The sequence below is a fragment of the Limnospira sp. PMC 289.06 genome (assembly GCF_032350395.1).
GTDB classification, from domain to species: Bacteria; Cyanobacteriota; Cyanobacteriia; order Cyanobacteriales; family Microcoleaceae; genus Limnospira; species Limnospira platensis.
Map to the genome: position 1 here is coordinate 1 of NZ_JARPLC010000086.1, position 22,267 is coordinate 22,267.

21 protein-coding genes are annotated in these 22,267 nt (G+C 44.9%); 10 read left to right on the forward strand and 11 right to left on the reverse strand.

What is annotated here, in order from left to right; genetic code table 11:
* Window positions 1-582: 582 nt before the first annotated feature.
* Both P5674_RS16540 and P5674_RS16545 read right to left on the reverse strand, forming a co-directional pair.
* Complete coding sequence (locus P5674_RS16540) at window positions 583-2,652, reverse strand: cation:proton antiporter (RefSeq protein WP_006618914.1); 2,070 nt, start codon at window positions 2,650-2,652, stop codon at window positions 583-585.
* Between the two features lie 114 nt (window positions 2,653-2,766).
* On the reverse strand, window positions 2,767-4,530 hold the full coding sequence (locus P5674_RS16545; protein WP_315670102.1) for an alpha-amylase family glycosyl hydrolase: 1,764 nt from the start codon (window positions 4,528-4,530) through the stop codon (window positions 2,767-2,769).
* 328 nt (window positions 4,531-4,858) lie between these two features.
* Here P5674_RS16545 and P5674_RS16550 point away from each other — a divergent pair, with 328 nt between their 5' ends.
* Window positions 4,859-6,295: a glutaredoxin family protein gene (locus P5674_RS16550; RefSeq protein ID WP_315670103.1), complete on the forward strand. Its 1,437-nt coding sequence runs from the start codon at window positions 4,859-4,861 to the stop codon at window positions 6,293-6,295.
* Between the two features lie 9 nt (window positions 6,296-6,304).
* Here P5674_RS16550 and P5674_RS16555 read toward each other — a convergent pair whose 3' ends face one another.
* Together P5674_RS16555 and trmD are read right to left on the reverse strand one after the other, a co-directional pair.
* Window positions 6,305-6,658 carry a hypothetical protein gene (locus P5674_RS16555; RefSeq protein ID WP_006621427.1) on the reverse strand — a complete coding sequence of 118 codons (354 nt, stop codon included), beginning with the start codon at window positions 6,656-6,658 and terminating at the stop codon, window positions 6,305-6,307.
* A gap of 56 nt (window positions 6,659-6,714) precedes the next feature.
* Complete coding sequence (gene trmD, locus P5674_RS16560; RefSeq protein ID WP_006621428.1) at window positions 6,715-7,413, reverse strand: tRNA (guanosine(37)-N1)-methyltransferase TrmD; 699 nt, start codon at window positions 7,411-7,413, stop codon at window positions 6,715-6,717.
* A 246-nt stretch (window positions 7,414-7,659) separates the two neighbouring features.
* Between trmD and P5674_RS16565 the strand changes: the two genes are divergently transcribed.
* From P5674_RS16565 to cphA, 3 genes are all read left to right on the forward strand, one after another.
* Window positions 7,660-7,812 (forward strand): hypothetical protein, encoded by a 153-nt coding sequence (locus tag P5674_RS16565; RefSeq protein ID WP_006669095.1) that lies wholly within the window; start codon window positions 7,660-7,662, stop codon window positions 7,810-7,812.
* 594 nt (window positions 7,813-8,406) lie between these two features.
* On the forward strand, window positions 8,407-9,264 hold the full coding sequence (locus P5674_RS16570; protein ID WP_006621430.1) for a cyanophycinase: 858 nt from the start codon (window positions 8,407-8,409) through the stop codon (window positions 9,262-9,264).
* A gap of 132 nt (window positions 9,265-9,396) precedes the next feature.
* A complete protein-coding gene (gene cphA, locus P5674_RS16575; RefSeq protein WP_014275162.1) occupies window positions 9,397-12,084 on the forward strand; it encodes a cyanophycin synthetase in 2,688 nt (895 codons plus the stop codon).
* Between the two features lie 46 nt (window positions 12,085-12,130).
* Here cphA and P5674_RS16580 read toward each other — a convergent pair whose 3' ends face one another.
* Complete coding sequence (locus P5674_RS16580; RefSeq protein ID WP_006618921.1) at window positions 12,131-12,925, reverse strand: phycobilisome rod-core linker polypeptide; 795 nt, start codon at window positions 12,923-12,925, stop codon at window positions 12,131-12,133.
* Window positions 12,926-12,987: 62 nt separating this feature from the next.
* Window positions 12,988-13,506, reverse strand: a complete 519-nt coding sequence (locus P5674_RS16585) for a phycobilisome protein (RefSeq protein WP_006618922.1) — start codon at window positions 13,504-13,506, stop codon at window positions 12,988-12,990.
* Window positions 13,507-13,757: 251 nt separating this feature from the next.
* Here P5674_RS16585 and P5674_RS16590 point away from each other — a divergent pair, with 251 nt between their 5' ends.
* Window positions 13,758-13,922 carry a hypothetical protein gene (locus P5674_RS16590; protein WP_190490456.1) on the forward strand — a complete coding sequence of 55 codons (165 nt, stop codon included), beginning with the start codon at window positions 13,758-13,760 and terminating at the stop codon, window positions 13,920-13,922.
* Window positions 13,919-15,094, forward strand: coding sequence for a COP23 domain-containing protein (locus P5674_RS16595; RefSeq protein ID WP_006618923.1), 1,176 nt, complete (start codon window positions 13,919-13,921; stop codon window positions 15,092-15,094). Before P5674_RS16590 ends, P5674_RS16595 begins: the two co-directional genes overlap by 4 nt.
* Before the next feature lie 68 nt (window positions 15,095-15,162).
* On the opposite strand, the gene P5674_RS16600 is transcribed toward P5674_RS16595, so the two are convergent.
* The 3 genes from P5674_RS16600 to P5674_RS16610 all read right to left on the reverse strand — a co-directional run bounded on the left by P5674_RS16600 (window position 15,163) and on the right by P5674_RS16610 (window position 16,977).
* The gene (locus P5674_RS16600) at window positions 15,163-16,194 is read right to left on the reverse strand and encodes a C39 family peptidase (RefSeq protein WP_006618924.1); all 1,032 of its coding nucleotides are present in this window, start codon (window positions 16,192-16,194) and stop codon (window positions 15,163-15,165) included.
* 172 nt (window positions 16,195-16,366) lie between these two features.
* Complete coding sequence (locus P5674_RS16605) at window positions 16,367-16,801, reverse strand: ferritin-like domain-containing protein (RefSeq protein WP_006618925.1); 435 nt, start codon at window positions 16,799-16,801, stop codon at window positions 16,367-16,369.
* On the reverse strand, window positions 16,798-16,977 hold the full coding sequence (locus P5674_RS16610; protein WP_014275160.1) for a hypothetical protein: 180 nt from the start codon (window positions 16,975-16,977) through the stop codon (window positions 16,798-16,800). The genes P5674_RS16605 and P5674_RS16610 overlap by 4 nt, the downstream gene beginning before the upstream one ends.
* Before the next feature lie 324 nt (window positions 16,978-17,301).
* Between P5674_RS16610 and P5674_RS16615 the strand changes: the two genes are divergently transcribed.
* The 4 genes from P5674_RS16615 to cbiQ all read left to right on the forward strand — a co-directional run bounded on the left by P5674_RS16615 (window position 17,302) and on the right by cbiQ (window position 20,367).
* Window positions 17,302-18,180 (forward strand): hypothetical protein, encoded by an 879-nt coding sequence (locus P5674_RS16615; RefSeq protein WP_006618927.1) that lies wholly within the window; start codon window positions 17,302-17,304, stop codon window positions 18,178-18,180.
* A 48-nt stretch (window positions 18,181-18,228) separates the two neighbouring features.
* Entirely contained in the window at window positions 18,229-18,744 is a 516-nt protein-coding gene (locus tag P5674_RS16620; RefSeq protein WP_006618928.1) for a hypothetical protein, read from the forward strand.
* Window positions 18,745-18,777: 33 nt separating this feature from the next.
* A complete protein-coding gene (gene cbiM, locus P5674_RS16625) occupies window positions 18,778-19,422 on the forward strand; it encodes a cobalt transporter CbiM (RefSeq protein WP_006618929.1) in 645 nt (214 codons plus the stop codon).
* Between the two features lie 174 nt (window positions 19,423-19,596).
* On the forward strand, window positions 19,597-20,367 hold the full coding sequence (cbiQ, locus tag P5674_RS16630) for a cobalt ECF transporter T component CbiQ (protein ID WP_006618930.1): 771 nt from the start codon (window positions 19,597-19,599) through the stop codon (window positions 20,365-20,367).
* A gap of 15 nt (window positions 20,368-20,382) precedes the next feature.
* On the opposite strand, the gene tsaB is transcribed toward cbiQ, so the two are convergent.
* Window positions 20,383-21,015, reverse strand: coding sequence for a tRNA (adenosine(37)-N6)-threonylcarbamoyltransferase complex dimerization subunit type 1 TsaB (tsaB, locus tag P5674_RS16635; protein WP_006618931.1), 633 nt, complete (start codon window positions 21,013-21,015; stop codon window positions 20,383-20,385).
* Between the two features lie 126 nt (window positions 21,016-21,141).
* Complete coding sequence (locus tag P5674_RS16640) at window positions 21,142-21,993, reverse strand: hypothetical protein (protein ID WP_197535919.1); 852 nt, start codon at window positions 21,991-21,993, stop codon at window positions 21,142-21,144.
* Window positions 21,994-22,267 lie beyond the last annotated feature (274 nt).

The window sequence follows — 22,267 nt, forward strand, 5'->3', positions numbered from 1 at the left end:
AATAGCATTACTCACTTGTTTATAGGCAGAGCATTAGAGGGGTTACAACGTTCCGCTTATATGGGCATTCCATCGTTAGATTTGTCCTCAGAACCGGGGTACTTTAAAAGTCTGTGCAGGTAGTCGTATGAGCCCCCTACTTTTCCCCTTGCCCTTTTGGGCGCAGCGTGTCAACCTATTTCGCTGCTAATGTATTACCATGGTTCAAGCCGGACATTCAGTTTCCTTAATCATGGATGGTTGGCAGTGGTCTCGATTCCGGTATTAGGTTACACCTCGGAGCCTTCCGTTCCCCGCTTTAGTCCTAGGGTTGTGAGTCCTAAAACTAGGGGTGGCTATCGCCGTTACCCTCTGCTCTGTGATTTCTCAGTTCGCTTAGGACCTTGAGTTCCCTGCCTTGCTTAGATTTCCCTAAGCGTCGGGACATATAAACAGTTATAGGGATGGTCAGGAGTGCGCTCCTTATATCCAACCCAGGGGTTGAAGTCGCTACCAAGTAGTTATTTTAGGCATCTCAACCTTATTTCATACCTGAACGTCTCGCACACCTGAGAGTCATTGTAGCAGGTTCCTCGCCAAAAATCAAGAGTGTGGTTCACCAAATAGGATAAAGGAACAGGTCAAACTCTTAATCATTTCCGTAGTGACATCGCTTACAGCCAGACCCCCAGCGGTGCGACGACGCATCGATCGCAATACGACTAAATCAAAGGATTGAGAGGCTTTGAGAAGTGCATCAGATACATTGTCATGGACTAAGACCTGAATATCAGATTTGACCTGGGGTCCTGATGCTAGAATTGTGGATAATTCCGACTCCAACTCATTCACCTGTTCCCTAGAAGTGCGGCGATCGCAAACTTGCAATAACATTACCTCAGCTTGGTTACTATCAGCAAACAGTTGAGCAAATCGAATAGTTCTAATCGCTTGGGGGGTAATATTTTTAACCGGAACCAAAATCCGATGGATGTCAATAGGTGCTTCCAATAGCTTTAAGACCGCCACCGGACAATGGGAAGACCAAAATACATTATCAATTAAGTTACCTAAAAGTCTGGCTCGTAGGCTAGTGTTAGAATTCCAACCAATCACAATTAAACTCGCGTCAAATTCCCTAGCGGTGCGGCTAATTCCTTCAGCAATATCGTCATCGATACGGAGTCTAGTTTCAGTTTGGACACCAAACTCCTTAGCCACTTCTGCGGCTTTTTCTAAGAGGCGATCGCTTTGACGCAAGGTAACATCTAACTGAGGTTCATCCATTTGTACATGAGCTTGGGTAATCGTGATGGGAACCACTAAACCCGACTCGTGACGCGCCAATAAACCCGCCATTTCCACTAAATACCGCACCGACATAGGGTTAGATACAGCCACGACAACTGTAAATTGATTCCAGGGATTTTCTAAGCCTATTTCTGAATGTTTTTCAGGTATCCAAGCCTCTTTGGGTGCTTGTAAATTAGGTTTGGGGATAGATAATCGACTCCCAAAACGAGCGGTTAATATTGGTCCCAAAACTGAAGTGACCAACATTAGCACAATCACCGTATTAAAGACTTGCTCAGATATCAACCCTACCCGTTCAGCGGCTAAGGCGGCGGCGAGGGTAGCAGCCACCTGGGGAACAGATAAAGCCCACATAGTCATTGTTTCGTTCCAGTTATAACGAAACAGTAATTTCATCCCAGTAGCAGCCATTAACTTACTACCTAGTAAGCCTAAAACAATAGCTAAAGTTAAGCCAATACCAGTTGTTAAACTTTGAATAAAAGCCGGAACATCAATGAGTAATCCCATCCCCACAAAGAAAAAGGGAATAAATAGGGTACTACCTACAAACTCCACTTTTTCCTCTACCGGACTATGACCGATCACATCATTAACCGCCAAGCCTGCTAAAAATGCACCGACAATTTGATCAACATTGATAATTTGTGAGCCTACCGAGACCAAAAAAACTGCCAGCATGACAAACAGAAACTGATTACTTTCTTCATTTCCTGTACGCCTAAAGTATTCCTTTCCAGCCCAATCTAAACCAAACAGGACAATAGCAGCATAAATTCCTAGGGCTGCTAATTGTATAATTATGGAAGTAGCGGAAAAATCTCCCCCATGAATGGAAATACAAATAGCCAGCACCAATAAAGCGGCAATATCAGTAAAAATAGTGGCTCCAATAGTGACGACTACTGATTCATTGGCAACTACTCCTAATCGTGCTACAATGGGATAACCTAATAAGGTATGGGAAGCTAGTAGAGAACCCATTAAAATTGATGTGTTTATACCATAGCCAACTGATAAACCAATTGCGGTTCCTACGGTTAAAGGGAAAGCAAAGGTCATCAGACCAAAGGATAGGGATCTATTTCGTTTGCGCCTAAATTCTTCTAGGTCAATTTCTAAACCCGCCACAAACATTAGGTAAATTTTGCCGATATCCGAAAGTAATTTCATAATTTCGGAGTCAGGAGACAAAACTTGCATTCCGTTGGGTCCTAATACTACTCCCGCAAATAATAAACCCACCAAACCGGGGAGTCGAAGACGCTCGAAAATGGGAGGAATGGTTAAACTGACTAGGATCAGAATTGTAAATGGGACTATTGGACTCTCTGGAATTAGGTTTAAAAATTGTTCCATATCAAGGGTGAATTGAACTTAGGCGGGTTTTAGCTAGGTTTTGCTAGGTTATCACAGATTGCACGGTTAACTCTCAAAATTCTTAGTGATCGCTCTGAGTCTGATCATGCTGTACTAGAATTTGTTGGTAATCCACACGGCTTGATAGGGTTGTAAGATGTACTTGGAGTAAATATCGGTAATCATTTCCCCACTGATTAAATCTAACCAAGGATCTATACAGATCAGGTTGACATCTCTTAAATTGAGTTGTTGGGGTTTATCGGTCAGATTAAAGATACAGAAAATGCTTTGGTCTCTGGTCATACTTTGTCGCCAAAACCCAAATAGCGATCGCTTTAATTGTAGGGTGTATTGAGTGGCGTTAGGATGAAAAGCACCCTGTTGGCGACGGATTTTAATGCGCCGACAGATTTCGCGGAATACAAGCGATCGAGGAGAATGGGGGTTCTCTAAATCCTTTTGTAAATCCTCAATCTGCCACTTATAGCGATTAATTGACCGATTCATTCCCGTCTCTTTTAACCTGTCATAATCATTGGGAGTAGCCAATAAACTATGAATATAAAATGCCGGAATCCCCTCTAAAGACATCATCAGAGTTTGGGAACAAATAAAGCGTTGAATTTGCCAGGTATCTTCTCCTTTAACTGTGCCTTTCATGGCATCAAATAAGGAAATATTAATTTCATAGGGACTCTCACTACCATCTGGCTTTTTCCTCATGCTAATTTTACCGCCTAATTTCTCCATAGTGGTTAACAGGCTTTGATATTCATCATCGGAAAGTAAACCCTCGGCCGGACGTAAACCAATGCCATCATGGGAAGCCGTAAAATTAAAATAAGCACAGCCTAGGGGGGCGGGTGGCATACTCATCATCCAGGTTTTGAGATGGTCTGATTTACCCTGAAGCATCGCATTTAACAACAGTGGCGGCAAGCTAAAGTTATAAATCATGTGCGCCTCATTTCGATTGCCAAAATAGCTGAGATTTTCCCGGTTTGGTACGTTGGTTTCGGTAATTAAAGCTACTTCTGGATCTATCATATTTACCAGTTCCCGCAGTAGTTTAATAATGGCATGGGTTGGGGGTAAATGAATGCAAGATGTGCCGATTTCTTTCCACATAAAACCCACAGCATCTAGGCGAATATATCTGGCTTTGGCATTCACTATATAAAATCTGATGATTTTCAAAAACTCAATTAAGACATCAGGATTGGCAAAATTAACATCAATCTTATCTTCGCTAAAAGTTGCCCAAACGTGCTTTTCTCCATGGACAGTTTCTACTTTGACTAATACGGGACTGTTGCGGGGTCTGACAACTTCTGATAGGTCGGTTTCGGGTTCAACCACTATAAAATAATCAGAGCCTGGTTTTTCTCCGGCTTGGAATTGTTGGAACCATTGGTGCTTACTGGAAACATGATTAAGCACTACGTCTACCATTAAGTTAAATTGACTAGCAATGGTTTTGATATCTTCCCAGTCTCCGAGTTCCCGATTAACGCTTAAATAGTCACTGACGGCAAATCCATCATCTGAGGTATAGGGAAAAAAGGGTAAAATATGCACCCCGGTGATGGTATCTTGCAGGTGTTCTCCTAAAAATTTTGCCAAAACTTCTAGGGGTTTTTGGTCAGTATCCCGGCTACAAATACTATCGCCATAGGTGATTAATGTGACGTTGTTTTCTGTCCATTTATTGGGGTTTTCATTGCCGTTTGGTATATATAAATTGTCGCCAATTACGGCAAATAGACGGTCTAAAATACTCGGAATTGTGGCAGGTTCGTAGGCAATTTCTAGTAAGGGCTGGAGACGCACACAAAAATATTGATAATCACTATCAGTCGATCGCATGGGTTTCATATTGCTTCCTTTTTTATAACTGAATTATCGCTGGTCTGATGATATGGAGAATGGCGACAAGGTTAAGAAAGGTTAAAATTTGGCATTTTAACAGTAAATCAAGTTATAGTAAATGCAGAGAACCAGTCAGTGCAAATTTTCGTCAAGTTCTTAGTAGATGCTTTGGCTTGGTGATGCTACCGCTGGTAGTAGGCTAACTACCCCTAACTTGTAAGCATAACCGATTTTACCATAATCGTCTAGGGGGAGCCACAATTTTGGTTGAAGTGTCGGCCACTTGAGGAGCGATCGCCATTTGAAGCATTCATCAATTAACAGGCTAAGTCTTATGTTGAAGAAAACCTGGTTGCGTCAAACTATCATATTCTGTTTTTCCCTATTACTGGGAATACTAACCGTAACAGCCGGAGCCATATCTGCTAATGATGTGACTTCCGTAGATGTGTTATTTTTTACCAGCGAAAACTGTCCCTATTGTCGTCAACAAAAAGCCTTTTTACTTCCCCTAGTAGAAGCTAATGATAATGTCACTCTAACTATGGTTGATGTTGACAAACAGCCGGAAAAATTCCAAGGATTTCTTGAGGAAAATAACCTGAGTAGTCGCGCAGTTCCCCGAACGATAATTGGTGATAAATCCTTTATCGGTTTCTCCCCAGACCCAGGAGAGTTAGAATTTATCCCATCCTATCAGGCTTATATAGGCTATCAGAACCAAATTATTAATGCTATTGAAGCCGAGTTAGCAACTGCTATTATCATTCCCGGTCAAACGGTTAATGTGGAACCTACACCCACTCCACAAGCTACACAGACTCCACCACCTTCACCACAAGGTATACCTGTCTGGGTTTTATCATTTTTACCCCTAGCTTATGTAGTCACCTACCCAATTTTCAGCATTAAAGATAAACCAGTCGAAACGAAGCGATTATGGTTGGGGGGACTAACAGGTGTAATTATGGTTAGTCTATTTTTAGCGATCGCATTTACCCCAGATGCAGTAATTAGAGGATTTGCGGCTGCTTTACCCTTCCCCCTATTTGTATTTATCATCGCCTTAGCCGACGGGTTTAATCCCTGTGCTTTTACAGTGTTAATTATCCTATTATCGCTGCTGACCTATACCAAAAGTAGGCGAGATATGGCCCTAGTGGGTTCCACCTTTGTGGTGACATCAGGGGTCATGTATTTTGTGTTTATCATGGCCATGGTATTAGTGGGCTCAATTTTCATAGATAAATATGGTCAAATAGTGATGATTATATTGGGTACAGTGATCACCATTGCTGGCTTAATTAACATCAAGGACTTCTTTTGGTTCAAAAAATCTGTGTCTCTGTCTTTATCCAAAGACCAGCAAATTGAGATTACCAAAAAAGCCCGAAACATCGTCAACCAATTACAATCAGCTAAAAGCGATCGCCGAAAATTTGCCGCCGCCTTATTGGCTACAGTTTTATTAGCAATTTTCGTCAACCTAGTAGAGTTAGGATGTACAGCCATTTTACCCACTGTATATATGGCAACCCTAGTCAACTATTGTCAGACTAATGTTTTACTGTGTTATAGTCTCTGGACGGCTTTTTATGCTGTAGTCTATATTCTGCCGCTATTGGGGATTCTCATCAGTTTTATTTACTCTTTTTCATCCTATCGTCTAACCGAAGAAAAAGGGCGATTACTGAAACTATTTGCGGGAGCCTTTATGGTATTCTTTGGATTAGTGATGATTGCTAAACCCGAATTACTGGTCTTAGGATAGAGCCACCCGTCAATATACCACCGTACAGAACAAAAACTTAACGCGATCGCCCAGTTTTTGTTTTAACTCATCTAGGGAGGCTGCATCACTCACCAAATTCCCGCCTTTGAGGGCTACCCATCTACCTCGGTAGCCCTGGCGGTTTTGGACAACCCAGTTAAAATTCAAAGACATCTCAGGGTTAGGTGGTAAGCGGTGAAACTCCAAGGTTTTCGGTCCAAAAAGCTGCATATATCGTTTAATTTTGTCCGAGTTAGGATAAGACTTAAACGCTTCGCAGGCTAAATCTGCGGCTTGATGGAAATTATCCTGACTCAAAGCGCGATCGATGGCGGTAATATATTGCTCAGGTGAGTGATTCATGGGATTTCACAGATAGTTGCGATCGCCTTTAAGAGAGGGTTAGGGGTTTTGTCAGTTCAATTTTCCGGCTTAGGAAGTTCCAGACCCGATAACAGGTCAGGACGGCGCTGTTGTGTGCGTTGAAGTTGTTGTTCTCGTCGCCATTGTTGAATATCAGCATGATTACCAGAGAGCAAAACATCAGGGACACGCATTCCCCGAAACTCAGCCGGGCGGGTATAGTGGGGATAGTCTAGTAGTCCATCCTCAAAACTCTCCGCCTTGAGGGATTCAACCTTACCCACAGTACCCGGTCGCAGGCGCACCACACCATTAATCAAAGCCAGGGCTGGAATTTCGCCCCCAGTTAGGACGAAATCACCCAAAGACACCTCGCGAGTCACCAGGTGCATGACCCGCTCATCGATGCCTTCGTAGTGTCCACAAATCAAAACCAGTTGGTCATAACCAGTAGCCAAATCGCGAAATAGTCCCTGGTGCATAGTTTCCCCCTGGGGGGTCAACATAATCACCTCTCGTCGGGGAAGAGAGGGAAGGGACTCAACCGCCGCAAAAATCGGCTCAGGTTTCAATACCATTCCCACCCCGCCGCCGTATGGTTCATCATCGACCCGTCGGTGCTTGTCGAGGGCAAAATCCCTAGGATTAGTGCAGTAGACCGCCGCGATCTGGCGAGCTATTGCTTTAGCTAGAAGTCCTGACTGTAGGGGGCTAGAGAAAAATTCAGGGAACAGAGTAATAATGTCAAATCGCACGGAACCTCAAACCAAGCCAGTAACTGTATGATTAACCCTCCAGCCACCGTACCTGCTATGGTAGGTGCTTGTTTCCCAGAATTGCTCCTGAGAGATACCTCGACAGGCAGCAAAACCAGTAGATCTGACGACTGACTGATGCCAACCGTTCCCAGAGTTAGCAGGCTCGGGCAATGCCTGACTTTTACTCTCAATCGGTCGCTTGCTGGGAGCTGATAGAAGCATTGTAGCAAATTGGTACCGACTATGGCTGAAAAAGATGGGCGCGTCATACTTTTAGCCACAGCCATTAGACAACTTGAGCCTTACTGGCAACCAACCAAAAAGATAAAAACAGATGTGATCCGTGAACAAGAACAGACTCCTTGTTATAAAATCGGGCAGCGGGGCTTGGTGTAACACCCTCGATCCCGAAAATCTGGGAAAGTCCGGTGGGTCTGGTGGGTCTAAAGAATTGTTTAAATCCGTATCAAAATATACTAAAATGCTAATATTTGCGCTAATTTGGTAATTTTTCCTGGCAGCATCTGTGTGCATTTCCGGCAAAAGGAGATTAAGCGAGGGTCTGCCAAGCAAATAGAATCTGGTGTGATCACCTTCAAGTCCAAATTTATCCGGGTTCCCTGACAGGATTTAAGTTAAATTGGCTATTAAGCAAATGTTAAGTTCGAGCATCTCTAAGTCAAGAGATTCGGGAATCCGGGCAGGTGATGGGGTGAATCGAGAAAGAACCATAACCCATTGGGAAACTAGCCAGATTCTTGGTCAAATTGGGTAAATATCCTCTGGTTAGGGCGATAGTTAGTGTCACTCACCTAAAACCGAGGAGGGCAACTTCACAAGAGACAAAGTTTTGCTGTCCCCTTTTATGCCAAATTTATGTCAGAAGGCAGTGAAGTCAAACCAGACCCGGAAAAGGGTGGTGGTGCAGAATCTGGAGTCCGCCAAAGAAGCCCGCTAAGTTGAATTCATGCCTATCATGAGGAGAACAATATGCAGCAGTTGACATCTCAAGCCCTTGAACAAATGATTAATCCAAAAACTCAAACCTCAATTTTAGTCATTGGAGGAGCCGAAGATAAGATTCATGGACGTGAGATTCTGCAAACCTTTTTCAGTCGTGCTGGGGGGGAAAATGCCCAACTGGCAATTATTCCCTCAGCCTCCAGAGAACCGAGTATTCAAGGAGAACGCTACCAAAAAATTTTTGAGAATATGGGAGCGAAGACCCTGAAAGTATTTGATATTCGGGAACGTCATCACTGTGAAGATCCACAATGGCACGATTATTTAGAGGATTGTACAGGGGTGTTTATGACGGGAGGAGATCAGTTAAGGCTGTACAGTTTGTTGGCAGATACGCCGCTAATGGAGAAAATTCGGGTAGCAGCTAGGGCGGGTAAAATAGCCCTGGCGGGAACCAGTGCCGGGGCGGCGGTGATGAGCCATCACATGATCGCTGGGGGGGGTAGTGGGGAATCTCCTAATCGATCGCTAGTGGATATGGCTACCGGGCTGGATATTCTACCGGATTTGATCGTAGACCAACATTTTCATAATCGCAACCGCTTCTCTCGTCTAATTAGTGCGATCGCCGCCCATCCAGATAAAATGGGGATTGGCATTGATGAGGACACCTGTGCCATGTTTGAAGGAGAAGGGCGAGTGCGGGTAATTGGTAAAGGAACCGTGACCATAATAGATGCGAAAGATCTATCCTATACCAATGTAGCCCAGGCGGGGGCTACTGACCCACTGAGCTTATTTAACCTGCGGGTCAATATTCTCTGCCACGGTGACAGTTATAATATGCGAACCCACACCGCCTTCCCAGCAGCAGCCAGCTTATAGTTCGGATTGCTGTATCATATTCAGGTCGCAAAACTGTTCAATGCGAACAGTTTTGAGGTCTTTGAAGTTTGACATTGAATAACACAGAGACTTGTCACCAAAATAATTCCTGGATCACCCACCGAGACAGATATGAAAATTCTTAGAATCCTAACTCTCAGAGGTCCTAACTACTGGAGTATCAGACGACACAAGCTGATCGTAATGCGTCTTGACCTAGAAGAATTATCAGAACGCTACTCCTCAGATATTCCCGGATTTTATCAAGGTTTAACCTCCGTTTTGCCTAGTTTAGTAGAGCATTGTTGTTCTCCGGGAGTGCGGGGTGGCTTTCTCAGTCGGGTGGAACGGGGAACATTAATGGGTCATATTATAGAGCACGTGGCCCTGGAACTTCAACAACTAGCGGGAATGCCTGTGGGGTTTGGTCGGACGCGGGAAACCTCGACTCCGGGAGTGTTTCAGGTGGTCTATGAGTACGAAAATGAACAGGCGGGCCGATATGCAGGGCGGGCGGCGGTGCGTCTGTGTCAGAGTATTGCCGAAACTGGCACTTATCCGGCTGAAGAACTAACTCAGGATATCGAAGACCTCAAGGAATTAAAAGCCCAAGCTGCCCTCGGTCCGAGTACAGAAGCGATCATCAAAGAGGCTGAATTTCGCCATATCCCTTGGATGCAACTAAACGCCAGGTTTATGATCCAGTTTGGTTATGGTGTCAATCAAAAGCGCATTCAAGCTACCCTCACCAGTAGCACTGGTATTTTGGGGGTGGAACTGGCCTGCGATAAGGAAGGCACTAAACAAGTGCTGCGGGATGGGGGGATTCCTGTACCACGGGGGACGGTAATTCGTTACTTTGAAGACCTCACTGATGCGATCGAAGATGTGGGGGGCTATCCTATTGCCATTAAACCCCTAGATGGCAACCACGGCCGAGGTATTACCCTAGATGTGACTCGTTGGGAAACGGCTCAGGCGGCCTATGATGCAGCCAGTGAAGCCTCAAAAACCCGTAGTGTGATTATTGAGCGATTCTACAAAGGTCGAGATCATCGGGTTTTAGTCGTCAATGGTCGGGTGGTAGCAGTGTCGGAAAGGGTCCCCGCCCATGTGGTTGGTAATGGTAAATCCACCATTGAGGAATTAATCGAGGAAACGAACAAAGACCCTCGCCGGGGAGATGGACATGATAACGTCCTGACCCGAATTGTGGTTGATCAAACGGTGCTTTCTATGATTGAGGAAGCCGGATATACTATCGATTCCGTCCTACCAAAGGGGGAAGTTTGCTTTTTGCGGGCTACGGCTAACCTCAGTACGGGGGGCAGTGCTATCGATCGCACTGATGAAGTCCACCCAGAAAATATCTGGCTATTTGCTCGGGTTGCCAAAATTATTGGCCTAGATGTGGCCGGAATTGATGTAGTTACCCCAGATATTTCTAAACCCCTGCGGGAGGTGGATGGCGTGATTGTGGAAGTTAACGCCGCCCCAGGATTTAGAATGCACGTCGCCCCCAGTGAAGGCCTACCCCGTAATGTCGCCGGGGCGGTGATGGATATGCTATTCCCAGGGTCTACCCCTAGTCGGATTCCCATTCTGTCGGTCACCGGCACTAATGGCAAAACTACCACCACTCGCCTGTTAGCCCACATTATGAAGCAGACAGGAAAGGTGGTTGGTTATACTACCACCGATGGCACTTATATCGGCGATTATATGGCCGAACCAGGGGATAATACAGGACCCCAAAGCGCTCACCTGATCCTCTGTGACCCCACCGTAGAAGTCGCAGTCCTTGAATGTGCGCGGGGGGGAATTTTGCGATCGGGTCTGGGTTTTGATACCTGTGATATCGGTGTCGTCCTTAATGTGGCGGCTGATCACCTGGGTTTGGGAGATATCGATACCATTGAACAAATGGCTAAGGTTAAAAGTGTGGTGGCTGAGGCCGTCAGCGATCGCGGTTATGCTATCCTTAATGCTGATGACCCCCTAGTGGCTGCCATGTCCGCACGGGTGAAAGCTCAAGTGGCTTATTTCTCCATGAATCCCGATAATGAGATTATTGTGCGCCATACGGAAGCCGGAGGATTGGCGGCGGTCTATGAAAATGGCTATCTGTCAATTCTCAAGGGTGATTGGACTCTGCGGATTGAACAGGCGGTTAATGTTCCCCTGACTATGGGGGGTATGGCTCCGTTTATGATTGCTAATGCTTTGGCAGCTTGTGTCGCCGCTTTTGCTCAAGGGGTGAAAATTGAGCATATTCGCACCGCTTTGGCTACTTTCATTGCTTCGGCTGACCAAACTCCCGGACGCATGAATCTGTTTAATATGGGCAGTTATCATGCTTTGATCGATTATGCCCATAATCCCGCTAGTTATGAAGCCTTGTCGGGGTTTGTTAACAATTGGCCGGGGCCTCGGATTGGGGTGGTAGGAGGTCCAGGCGATCGCCGTGATGAGGATTTTGTGACTCTGGGTAAATTGTCCGCTAAGATGTTTGACCGGATTATCGTGAAGGAAGATGATGATACCCGAGGACGACCTCCGGGAGATGCAGCGGTTCTGATTACTCAGGGAATTGAGGAGGTTCTGTCACCTGTTCGCGATCCTCGGGTTAAGTATGAGACTGTCCTTAATGAGACCGATGCCATTAATATGGCCTTAGAACAGGCTCCCAAGGAGTCTCTGGTGGTGATTTTACCTGAGAGTGTCAATCGGGCGATCGCTTTGATTAAAGCCCGTAATCCTATCATCGATACTGACCCACCAGGCGCTAATTTAAGCGCGGCTAATGTCGAAATCAGTTAACAGGGGTTCCCCTCGGTGCGTCATCTGACGCACCAGACCACCATAACTAATCACCCAGTAAAACGGCATCTTCTGGAGTCATAAACTCCAACACCTGTTGTCGAATCCCATTTTCTATGCGTTTGCGAGATATTCGCTGTTCGGGAATGCGGTTTTCAAACAGGATTTTAGAAATTTCCTGGATGCACTCCATAATTTTTTCCGCCTCAGTTTCCGTCATCGTCCCCACCACCACCGTCGGAGATGGTTGTAACTCCTCTGGCGGTGTTTCTTCAGTTGGAGCCCCCTGACCCTCACTATCAGAGTTCAGATGTAGCTTTTGTTGGTAGTGATTCGGAATACCCCAGCCTCGCTGTCCGGGGTGTTCATGTGCGAGGCGCTCATTTTCTAAATATTCAGTCGCGGACTGATACAAAGCCTGTTCACGCCAGTAGGGAACCGTAAAATAGCCGAAGCATTTACGATACTCCTCTGAGTCCACCATATCCGAAACCAATGCCCCTACACCATGTCGCAGCAGAATGTTATCCCAATTGTGTATTTCCTCATCTCCGTGGGGTGTGCGCCCTAAAAAATGCTTACAGGCATTTTCGATAAACTTGAGGTTAGAACTATTCTCATAGAAATGTTCTAAATAAACCGGTCGCACTACTAAACTTTTCAGGAAGTGGCGGATTCCTAGTTTCCCTTTTTTGAAGTCCCTTTCTAAATCCCATAATTGCTTACGTTCCGAATCATAGGGCTGACGTTCTAAGACTTGCTGATAGATTTTACTCAGCACAAATGTGCGCTCTTCAACGGACGCATCATGGGTAGTGGTGATGGTTTCATGTAAGGGCATACTTTCCGCTCCTATTATGCTTTAATCGCATCCAAAAATCACATCCAAAAAACACTAACTAATTAACCTTTAGAGCTGGCTGCGCCCCGTTGTACTGTTGCCATCAACTTAGGTGGAATGTCTAAGACTTCCATAATGATATCCATGTAAGGTTTAAGCAGTTGATTGCAAACGCTGGGAAGTTTCTCCTGCATGGTTTCTTCCAAGCAGTGATAGGCTTTTAAGCAGGCGACGTTTCTCTGGTAGGCAGACAGAATATTAGCTAACCACAACATCAACGACTCCCGAAAATAGCGGGGGTCATCCCGTAACATAGCCACCGACATTAAGCAGATCGCCATGTTCATATCGTAAATACAGCGCTTCGAGTGTTGCTGCATTACTTCCGGGTGAATCAGCATAAACTTTTTCAAGGCAATCTTGATCAGTTCGGGGGATTTCGCCCGCATAATTTCATAGGTTTTTGTCCGTGCCGGGAGGGTTTGAATATATTGCTGAAAGGGCTTGAGTTCTGCGTCGCTTAGATAACGCCCATCTGCCTGGATCATTAACTCTTCCCATGCCCAATTAATTGTCGGCATTTTTGTTATCCTCTCACTCTGAATCGGCTATTGACTGTACACTTACCATTGTATACTCTCTTTTTAGAACTTTGATGCTGACCCCAGACAAAAATCAACAATTCGCTACCATGGATAAATAATGCACATTTTGCCATTTTTGTCAAGTGCCAAAAAGCGATCGCCACTGGTAAATCCCCCACTGATTCAGAAAATATGAGTGAGATTACCTATTTAGTGATTTAGTTGGGTAGAATAGCAGTTAATGGAATGTGCCACAATGGAACACAGAGGCGGCGATCATGCGTCAGGGGTCGTACAGTCGTATGGAAATAGATAATCACGCTAGGTTAAATGATATCCCCCTGGTGAGGTCGTCAGTAGTGATAGCCTCGACCTTTCTATCTATTTCAGCAGCATTAGGAGAAAAACTATGAATATTATCAGTCTTAAACATTGGTCTGTAGGCACAGCAGCGTTAGGCATTCTGGCTCTGCACAGTGTCGCACCGAGTCTAGCTCAGTATTATCCCTACTATAGCTTTTTTAACCCCATGTCTTCCTACTACGAGTCAGAAGACGATTTAGGGTTAGCAGAGGTTATAGGTAAACAGGACCGATTGAGGACACTGGGGAAAGCCTTACAAGACACCGGTTTGAGCCAACAACTCCAGGGGGAAACTTACACCATTTTAGCACCAACAGACGCAGCTTTTGCTAATCTGCCTCGTGAAATTCGCGATCGCCTTTTCCGGCCAGAAAATCAGGGAATGCTGCGAGAGATTTTAAACTATCACGTTGTCGCTGGTCGCATCACCCAGCAGCAGGTAGAATCCGGGGAAATCACGACTCGGCAAGGGAACACTGTTCGCATTAGTGGCAACCCCAGAGACCAAAAACTAATGCTTAACGAGGCTAACGCTGATCAGTTACCAATTCCCGGTCCTAATGATAGTGTAATTGTTGTGATTGATCGAGTTTTGTTACCCCCCGGACTCATTCCCCTAGGAATCCAAAGCACAAACCCCCCCCAGGAAACAACTCAGCCGATACCAACTAATGATAATTCCTCTAACCAGGCTATGGTGAACCCTCCCACCGTTTCCCGAACTCAGTTTATCTGTGAACAAGGGCCAGACGGTTTACCTACCACCTATGCAGTCACACCCAGAGGACGGGTTCCTGTGATTAAATGGTATTCGGACTATTTCAGTAGTTCCGGCTATACCTCTGAACAACGCTGTCGGGAAGTTTCCGCGCGGTTCCAAAACTTTTACAGTTTGGGTTGGTTAAATTACATTACCCACGGCATAGTTAATCGCCAAAATGTCGTATGTGTGGCTAGTGACAATGCCATTCCCTGTTCAGGCGATCGTGTTTTATTCACTCTCAAACCCGGCTCAGACCCTGTGACTACTGTACAACAGCTTTTTAATGTGCGCGCCGGAGCCAGTAGTCCCCTATTTGAAAGCGAAGACGACAGCGGCGTGTATATTGACTTTAACAATTTTCTGGAAGCCACCCCAGTAGAAGGCACATCGACTCCCGCCACCCCATCTACTCCCGCCACCCCAGGAAATAATCCCCCTTCTGGTGGACCCATTTGGTAGTCGTGAAGACCGAGGCACAGAAAACCGGAATTTCTGGTTATAGTTTTGTGCCTCAATCATCCCTAGAATTATGGGGCGATAAAGTGAACCCAAAAATTGCCATCCGGGAGGCACAGCCGCCGGATTAAAGAGTAAGAATAGGTCAGATATGCGCCACTCAAATCAGTACGATATCCACTAGAGAACCATTCGCCATAGGGGTCATGAACTATCAAGCCAGAGCTATTATAACCTACTACTGGCATGATGTGACCAAAGGAGGTAAAATAACCATGGATTACGGTAGGTTTTCCTTCCGCCAACCATTCTTTTACATCATCAATAGTCGCGTTAGTCGTGAAGTAGTCTTTACAGCCATACTCTCGGACAATTTTGGCTAAATCTTGGGGACTGTGGCGGCTATAGCCCTTATTGAGAGCATATTCATATAACTCATCCTCAAATTGACCATAACTAACCCGACGACGAGCCCCATAATAGCTCAGACACATAGCGATCGAGGTAACATTACATGATCCCGTAGGATTAAACCAGTTATCGAGTTGAGAAAAATAGGGAAAGTTCCGCAATCTCACTTCCGCTGGTAATAACTTGGGATAAACTAACTTTTTCCCCTGATATATTTCCCCGTGTTTATCAAAAATATACCAGATTGAATGCTGTTTAAAAGTTTCACTTCTGAGAGCAACTCTGATGTGATTTCGGTCTGGTTCAAAGGCTAATAACTGAAATTCTTGCCCAGCTTTAGCACCTTGTTTTTCCGATTCATTTAATTGAGCAGAATCAACGGGTCTCAGCTTGAGAATTGTATCCCTAGTGATTTTCAGGATGGGTATATCTGTGCGAATATCCTCTGGTTTCGTCGTCAGTAATTTTTGGGCTGTGATAGTTCCTAAAAAACCACTTTCCTGACATTCTAACAAGGTTTGAAAACGGTGCATAGCCGCATTAGACTTGGGGCCATAAATGCCATCAACTGGGGGGTCTAGTAAATTAAAACTCACCAAAATATTTTGAATCTGACGGGTGAGTTCTTCATCTTCGGCGATATCTTTCACATCGTACCGTTTATCTGTATTGATGATATCCTGGAGTTTCATGGCGGGTGTTTATCTCAAATGGGATAGTAGGGTTATAGCCGTCTTTGGGGTCTAGCTCAAATTAATCATAACATCAAAACTTCTCCCAGAGTCTTGATAATAGTTTAGCCCAGGTGGTCTGGTTACTTTCAACCACCTAGGCTATTGATCGCTTTAAATTGCGGACATTACCTCAGCTATAATCGCGCAACATCTTGCGAATTTCGATGCTGTGTAGTTCTTCCTGGCCAATCATAGTGCGAGCATATTCTTCCAGGTAAATACTGGCATTTTCTACAGTTTCCAGTAATTCTTTATACAGGGATAGAGCTTTTTTCTCATGGTTGAGACTTTCCGCCAATAAATCCTGTACCGAATGCTGATAAGTTTCCTCAATGGGAGCAATTCTTTGGCTAGGATGTCCTTCTAATCCTGTGAGAATTTCCCCCGCTTGTTGAGCATGGGTGAGGGACTCGGTAGCTTGAGCTTGAAAAAACTGTACAATTGGTAAACGATTCGGTCCGGTCACCATTAAGGAATAGTGAGTGTATCGAACCACCCCAGCTAACTCAAATTCCATGATGGAGTTAAGTAGCTCAATGGTTTTGTCCTGGTCAAGGTCTCTCATAATTTTCTATTAGTCTGTGAATCCCGCTTGACATCGCCTCCGTCAAAGGGACGGGGTTTGATAACTTCCCCAACCCCCATCATTCCATAACGATTATAGGACATTATGGCACGACTTAACATTTGCGGCTGGTAGGTTGAGATGCCATTAGAGATATTCGGATTAATTTTTACCATGAAAAACAACATTTGTCAAGGGGTAAATCCCAACTTTAATCAAGGTCTGAGTGGTTAAGCAGTCCCGTTTAGGGAACCTGTCAAACTTTAATAAATGCCGCCAATATAGGCGGGTTAATCTACAATTATTGACTGCCTGTGCAGATAATTCTATGGCGGGGGCAATAATTAATAATCACAAAATTTACTCTCTTGACTATCCTTAAATTTATAGTCAATAAATATGCCCCCCAAGGGCATTGTCAAAAGAGACAATGTATGTTATACAAAATTCCATTAGTTTTATGTATAATGTGGGTGTTCAACCTGATTAGGGCTGGGAAGATGAAAAAACAGTTGTTAAAATTAGGCAATATATTATTGCTGGGGGCGATCGCATTATGTGCTTGTGCCGACACCCAAAACCTACAGAGTCAAACATCAGAAACTCCACCGTCGGAAACCACTGCTATACAGCCAGGGTCAGCCGAAATTGGGACTATAGAATTTCGCGCCAATGGAGAAGATTTTATCCGGGAAGGTTTTGTGAGTAAAGACGGTTGGGAACTGTCATTTAATCATGTTTATGTAACCATTGCCAATGCCCAAGCCTATGAAACTTTAATCCCCTATAATCCCGATACGGGAGTGGAACCTCAAGCCCAACAAATCATTAGTTTAGTAGAATTCCAAACCGTAGATTTAGCAGCAGGAGACGAGAGTGCTGCAACTATTTTAGTTAATGAAGTTCCAGCACCACCAGGGCGCTATAATGCGATTTCGTGGCAAATGGTTCCGGCGGTAGATGGTATGGCGGCGGGTTATTCATTAATGTTAGTGGGGACAGCATCAAAAGATGGTCTAACTGTACCATTTAACCTGAGATTCAATGAAGAAATGGCGTTTAGTTGTGGTGATTATGTAGGAGAAGAACGCAAAGGAACTTTACAGCCAGGGGGTCGCGCAGACCTAGAAGCTACCTTTCATTTTGATCACTTATTTGGAGACCCAGAAGCGGAGGCGGAGGCGGAGATTAATACTGGTGCATTAGGTTTTGAACCCCTAGCAGCGATCGCCACCCCAGAGGGTTTAGATGCCAATTTAGATACACTCAGAGAACAACTGGCGGCGGAAGATTATCAGAGAATCATGGCAATTTTACCGAATTTAGCCCATGTGGGTGAGGGTCACTGCGCCGAAAAGCCCATGAGTCGAAAAGATTGATCAACTCCCACATAATTTACTATTTTTGAATAATCAGGAGATGATTTAATGAACTGGAAACTTTGTATATCCCTACTATTTTGGACGATCGCCATACCAGAATCAGCGATCGCCCATGGAGTCATCGTCCAATCTCAAACCACCTCAGCCATCAAAATTAACGCCGCCTACGACTCAGGGACACCCATGGTTAACGCCGAGGTGAGAATCTACACCCCCCAGGACCCTAGCACCCCTTGGATGACCGGAAACACCGATGATAATGGTCAATTTTTATTCATTCCCGACCACGATAATAGCGGTTTGTGGGAAGCCACCGTCCGTCAAGCCGGACATGGGGCGTTAATTGCGATTCCGGTGAGTCCCCCAGGGGAAGAGGTATCCGACAGCACCCAAAATGCGATCGCCTCCAATTCCGCATCAAGCCCTGTGCAAAAATGGGTAGCCGCCGCCGCCGTCATTTGGGGATTTATCGGCACCGCCCTATTTTTTACCCGATTAAAACCCTCTGATGATGTTGGAGACGACAGCCCCCATATAACCTCTCAAGAATCGCAAAACTAACCCACCATCAAACCTGACAAATATCATCAACTTATGCACATTTCTGAGGGAATTATTCCCGCCCAAATTTGTCTGGCTGGTTATGGAATCACCGGCTTAGTAACCTGGTATTCTCTGCGTCAAATCAACCGCCAAGCCAACCCCACCGCCAACATTCCCAAAGCCTCCCTCTTAACCGCCGCCTTTTTTGTCGCCTCTTCCATACATATCCCCATCCCTCCCGCCAGTGTTCATCTAGTCTTAAATGGTCTTCTGGGGGCTATTTTAGGTTATTATGCTTTTCCGGCTATTCTCATCGGCTTAATATTCCAGGCGATTATCTTCGGACATGGGGGATTAACCACCCTGGGGATTAATGGGATAATTATGGGGATTCCAGCTATAATAGCCGCCGTAATTTTTCAAAGTAGACATCGATTTAGTCATCACCTGAAACCTACCATCAGCCTAAATTTATTCGGTTTTTTAGCAGGTGCGTCTAGTGTAGGTTTCTCCACCATCTTATTTTTAGTGATACTGATTACCAATCTTCCCTCGACCCTGGAAAGTCCAGCGGAAAAAGCTGCAATTATCGCCCTAATTATCGCCCATATTCCCCTGATGTTTATTGAGGGAGTATTTACCGCGATGGTGGTGAATTTCCTAAGTCGAGTCAAGCCAGAGTTATTAACCCAATAACCCCTATTACAGCTTGTTCACCAGTCGCTTAATACATTACCCTCACCCTAAATCCCTCTCCCAGAGAGGAGAGGGACTTTGAGATGTGATCAGATGATTTCTGAACAGACTGTATTGATGAGGGAGTCTGAATAATCCCCCTAACTCACCCTTCCTAAACCGGAGAGATTAACTATGAAATTTAGGATAGATGAGTATGCTAATCTCGATTCATTTATTCATAGATGGAACCCCCAATCAAAGCTAATTGGGTTGGGAATATTAATGTTTGCTTTTGCTAATGTTCAACAACTCTGGCTAGTCCCCCCCATGTTGCTAGTCACATTAATATTATATACCATATCCAAACTTCCCCTATCCTTTTTAGGCGATCGCCTACAATATCCCGGACTGTTTATATTCGGGTTAGTTGGCTTATTGCCATTTATTTCCGGTCCGACTGTATTATGGTCTTGGGGACCCGTGATTATTCGCCAGGAAGGAAGTCTAGCCGTCTTGCTAATTGCGAGTAGATTTTTGGCAATTTTTACCACTGGAGTTGTCTTACTAGGGACTTGTCCATTTATCACCCTAATTAAAGCCATGCGATCGCTTGGTTTATCCCCCATTTTAGCGGATATGTTATTAATATCCTACCGATATATATTTGAACTCAGCCATCAGTTGCAAATGATGAAACGCGCCACCATATTAAGAGGTTTTCAACCCCACCAATTCAGTCGCCGAAATTTACAGATTTACGCAGCCTTAGCCGGGAGTTTATTAATTCGTAGTTATCAACAGTCCGAACAGGTCTATAAAGCCATGCAATTGCGAGGTTATGGAATCCCCGACAAAACCCATAAACCCTGGGAGTTTTTGACCGATTTTCCTAGTGCGATCGCCCTCGGAATCAGTTTAATGTTAGCCACCCTATTTGTCACCCTTTCCACCATCTCCACTTAACCGCAAATGGTGGGATTAATCTGCCATCAAATTCTGAACCGGATGCTGTCCATAAAATGGTAAAGCATCCGACCAGTGCGGGCGATTTCCCTGTTCCCATAACAGAGTAGCCCATTCTAATATAGCACAACTTGTGTGTCCGAGTCCACCCGTCAGCAAGATTTTTTTTAATGGTTTATCTTGTTGAGATAACAGCATTTCCCACTGTGAGGGAGACATAACACTATCAGCCAATTCTGTCACCAAACCCTGGGAAGAAACCTGATAAATAGCCACAAATAATTGTCCCCGTTGTGCCGGCATTTCTAGGGCAATATTCCCCGCATAATCCCCCGCTAAATTATAGGCAGCCGCCGCCAAAGTAGAAATCGCAAACAGGGGAATATCTAACTGTTGTGCGAGGGTTCTCGCCGTCACCACTCCCAAGCGAGTCCCCGTAAAACTTCCCGGCCCCCGCGCCACTGCGATTAGTTGTAAATCCGACCAAGTTTGAGGGGGCATAAATTCCGATATATGTTGATGTAGTTGGGTTGATAAATCCCTGCCCAAATGCCAAGTTTGGCAGCGCACAGGTTCCCCAAACTTCCCCATAGCTAAACCCAATTCTGGGCTACTGGTATGGATAGCCAAACCATAGTTTTTTGCCATTAGTGTACCTTGTGTAACTCACTGATATTATGCTATCCTAATAAGTGTAACTTTCTGCATAAAGCCCATGTAAATCCAGTTTACCAAAGTTAGGTCATCAATGAGAAAAGCTATAACCGACAATAATTAAGGATTTCGCTGGCCCGGTTCTGGACTCAGAATAATAACATATTCTCCGGCTGTGCTTTGCTGAATAATCACCAGGGGAGGGCGGGTATCAGAGGGGGCATTTTCAGGCAATGATGGGAAAATATAATATTGACTGTCTCGGTCAATTAACAGCCGCCAGACAATTTGTTGATCCGGCTGAGTTTTATCGTTATAATCTCGATCTAGTAAGGTTTTATAAAGTTCCAAATCTCCGATAAATCGAAAATTTCCCACCGCTGGGTCATCAGTCAGGTCGTTGATTTTGCGACCTAGGGGCAGCCGATTTTCTGGAGCAATTACAGTTACCACTGGCAGCATTGATGTATGGTTATGGGCATCTCGAATCGCGTCTAGGTTTCCCTGAGTTTGACCTAGATAAAATAAACCCGCCAAACACCAACCAGCAATCACGAATTCATTTAAAAAGTTTTTATCATAGTCAATTGGTTGTAAGTCCGGGAAAATCTGCAAAGTGCGAGTCGCTCGATAGCGGCGCTGTTTGAGGCTAATTTTTAACAGATAATCACGGCTGGCGTTGATAAAATGAGCGAATTTGCCGCTACTGCACTCCAGCAATTTGAGAGTAAGATAAATTAGCAAACTGATAGCGATCGCCACTCGAAATGTTCGCCAAAACGTAGACCACTCGCCGCTGGCAAAGTTGCCAAAAAAGACCTGAAGCGGGGCAATAAAAAACGATTCTATCGGCAAATCCAACGTGGTAATTTCAATTTGAAAATAACCGAAATATGCCCAGCGGTAAATCCAGCCCGTAAAATACAAGCCGACTCCTAATATAGTTAATAAACTGGCTAATCTACTAAACATTAAACCTCCATCGCCCATTAAACCCATGACCATGATTTGGGGGAGGGGAATCACTACTTATGCTATAGCGTTTCTCATATCCATAAGGTACAGCCCACTCACTCAAAGAGAAGCCGCTGCGCGTCTACACCGCAAACCCCTCTCCCATACGGGAGAGGGGCTTTGAAAAGCACCTCACCAATCCACCGAACCGCTATAACAGTTAATGATACCCTTGGAAATCAAGGCAATTTAACCCCTATTATCGAGCCATTATCCCCCGTGAAAACTGATG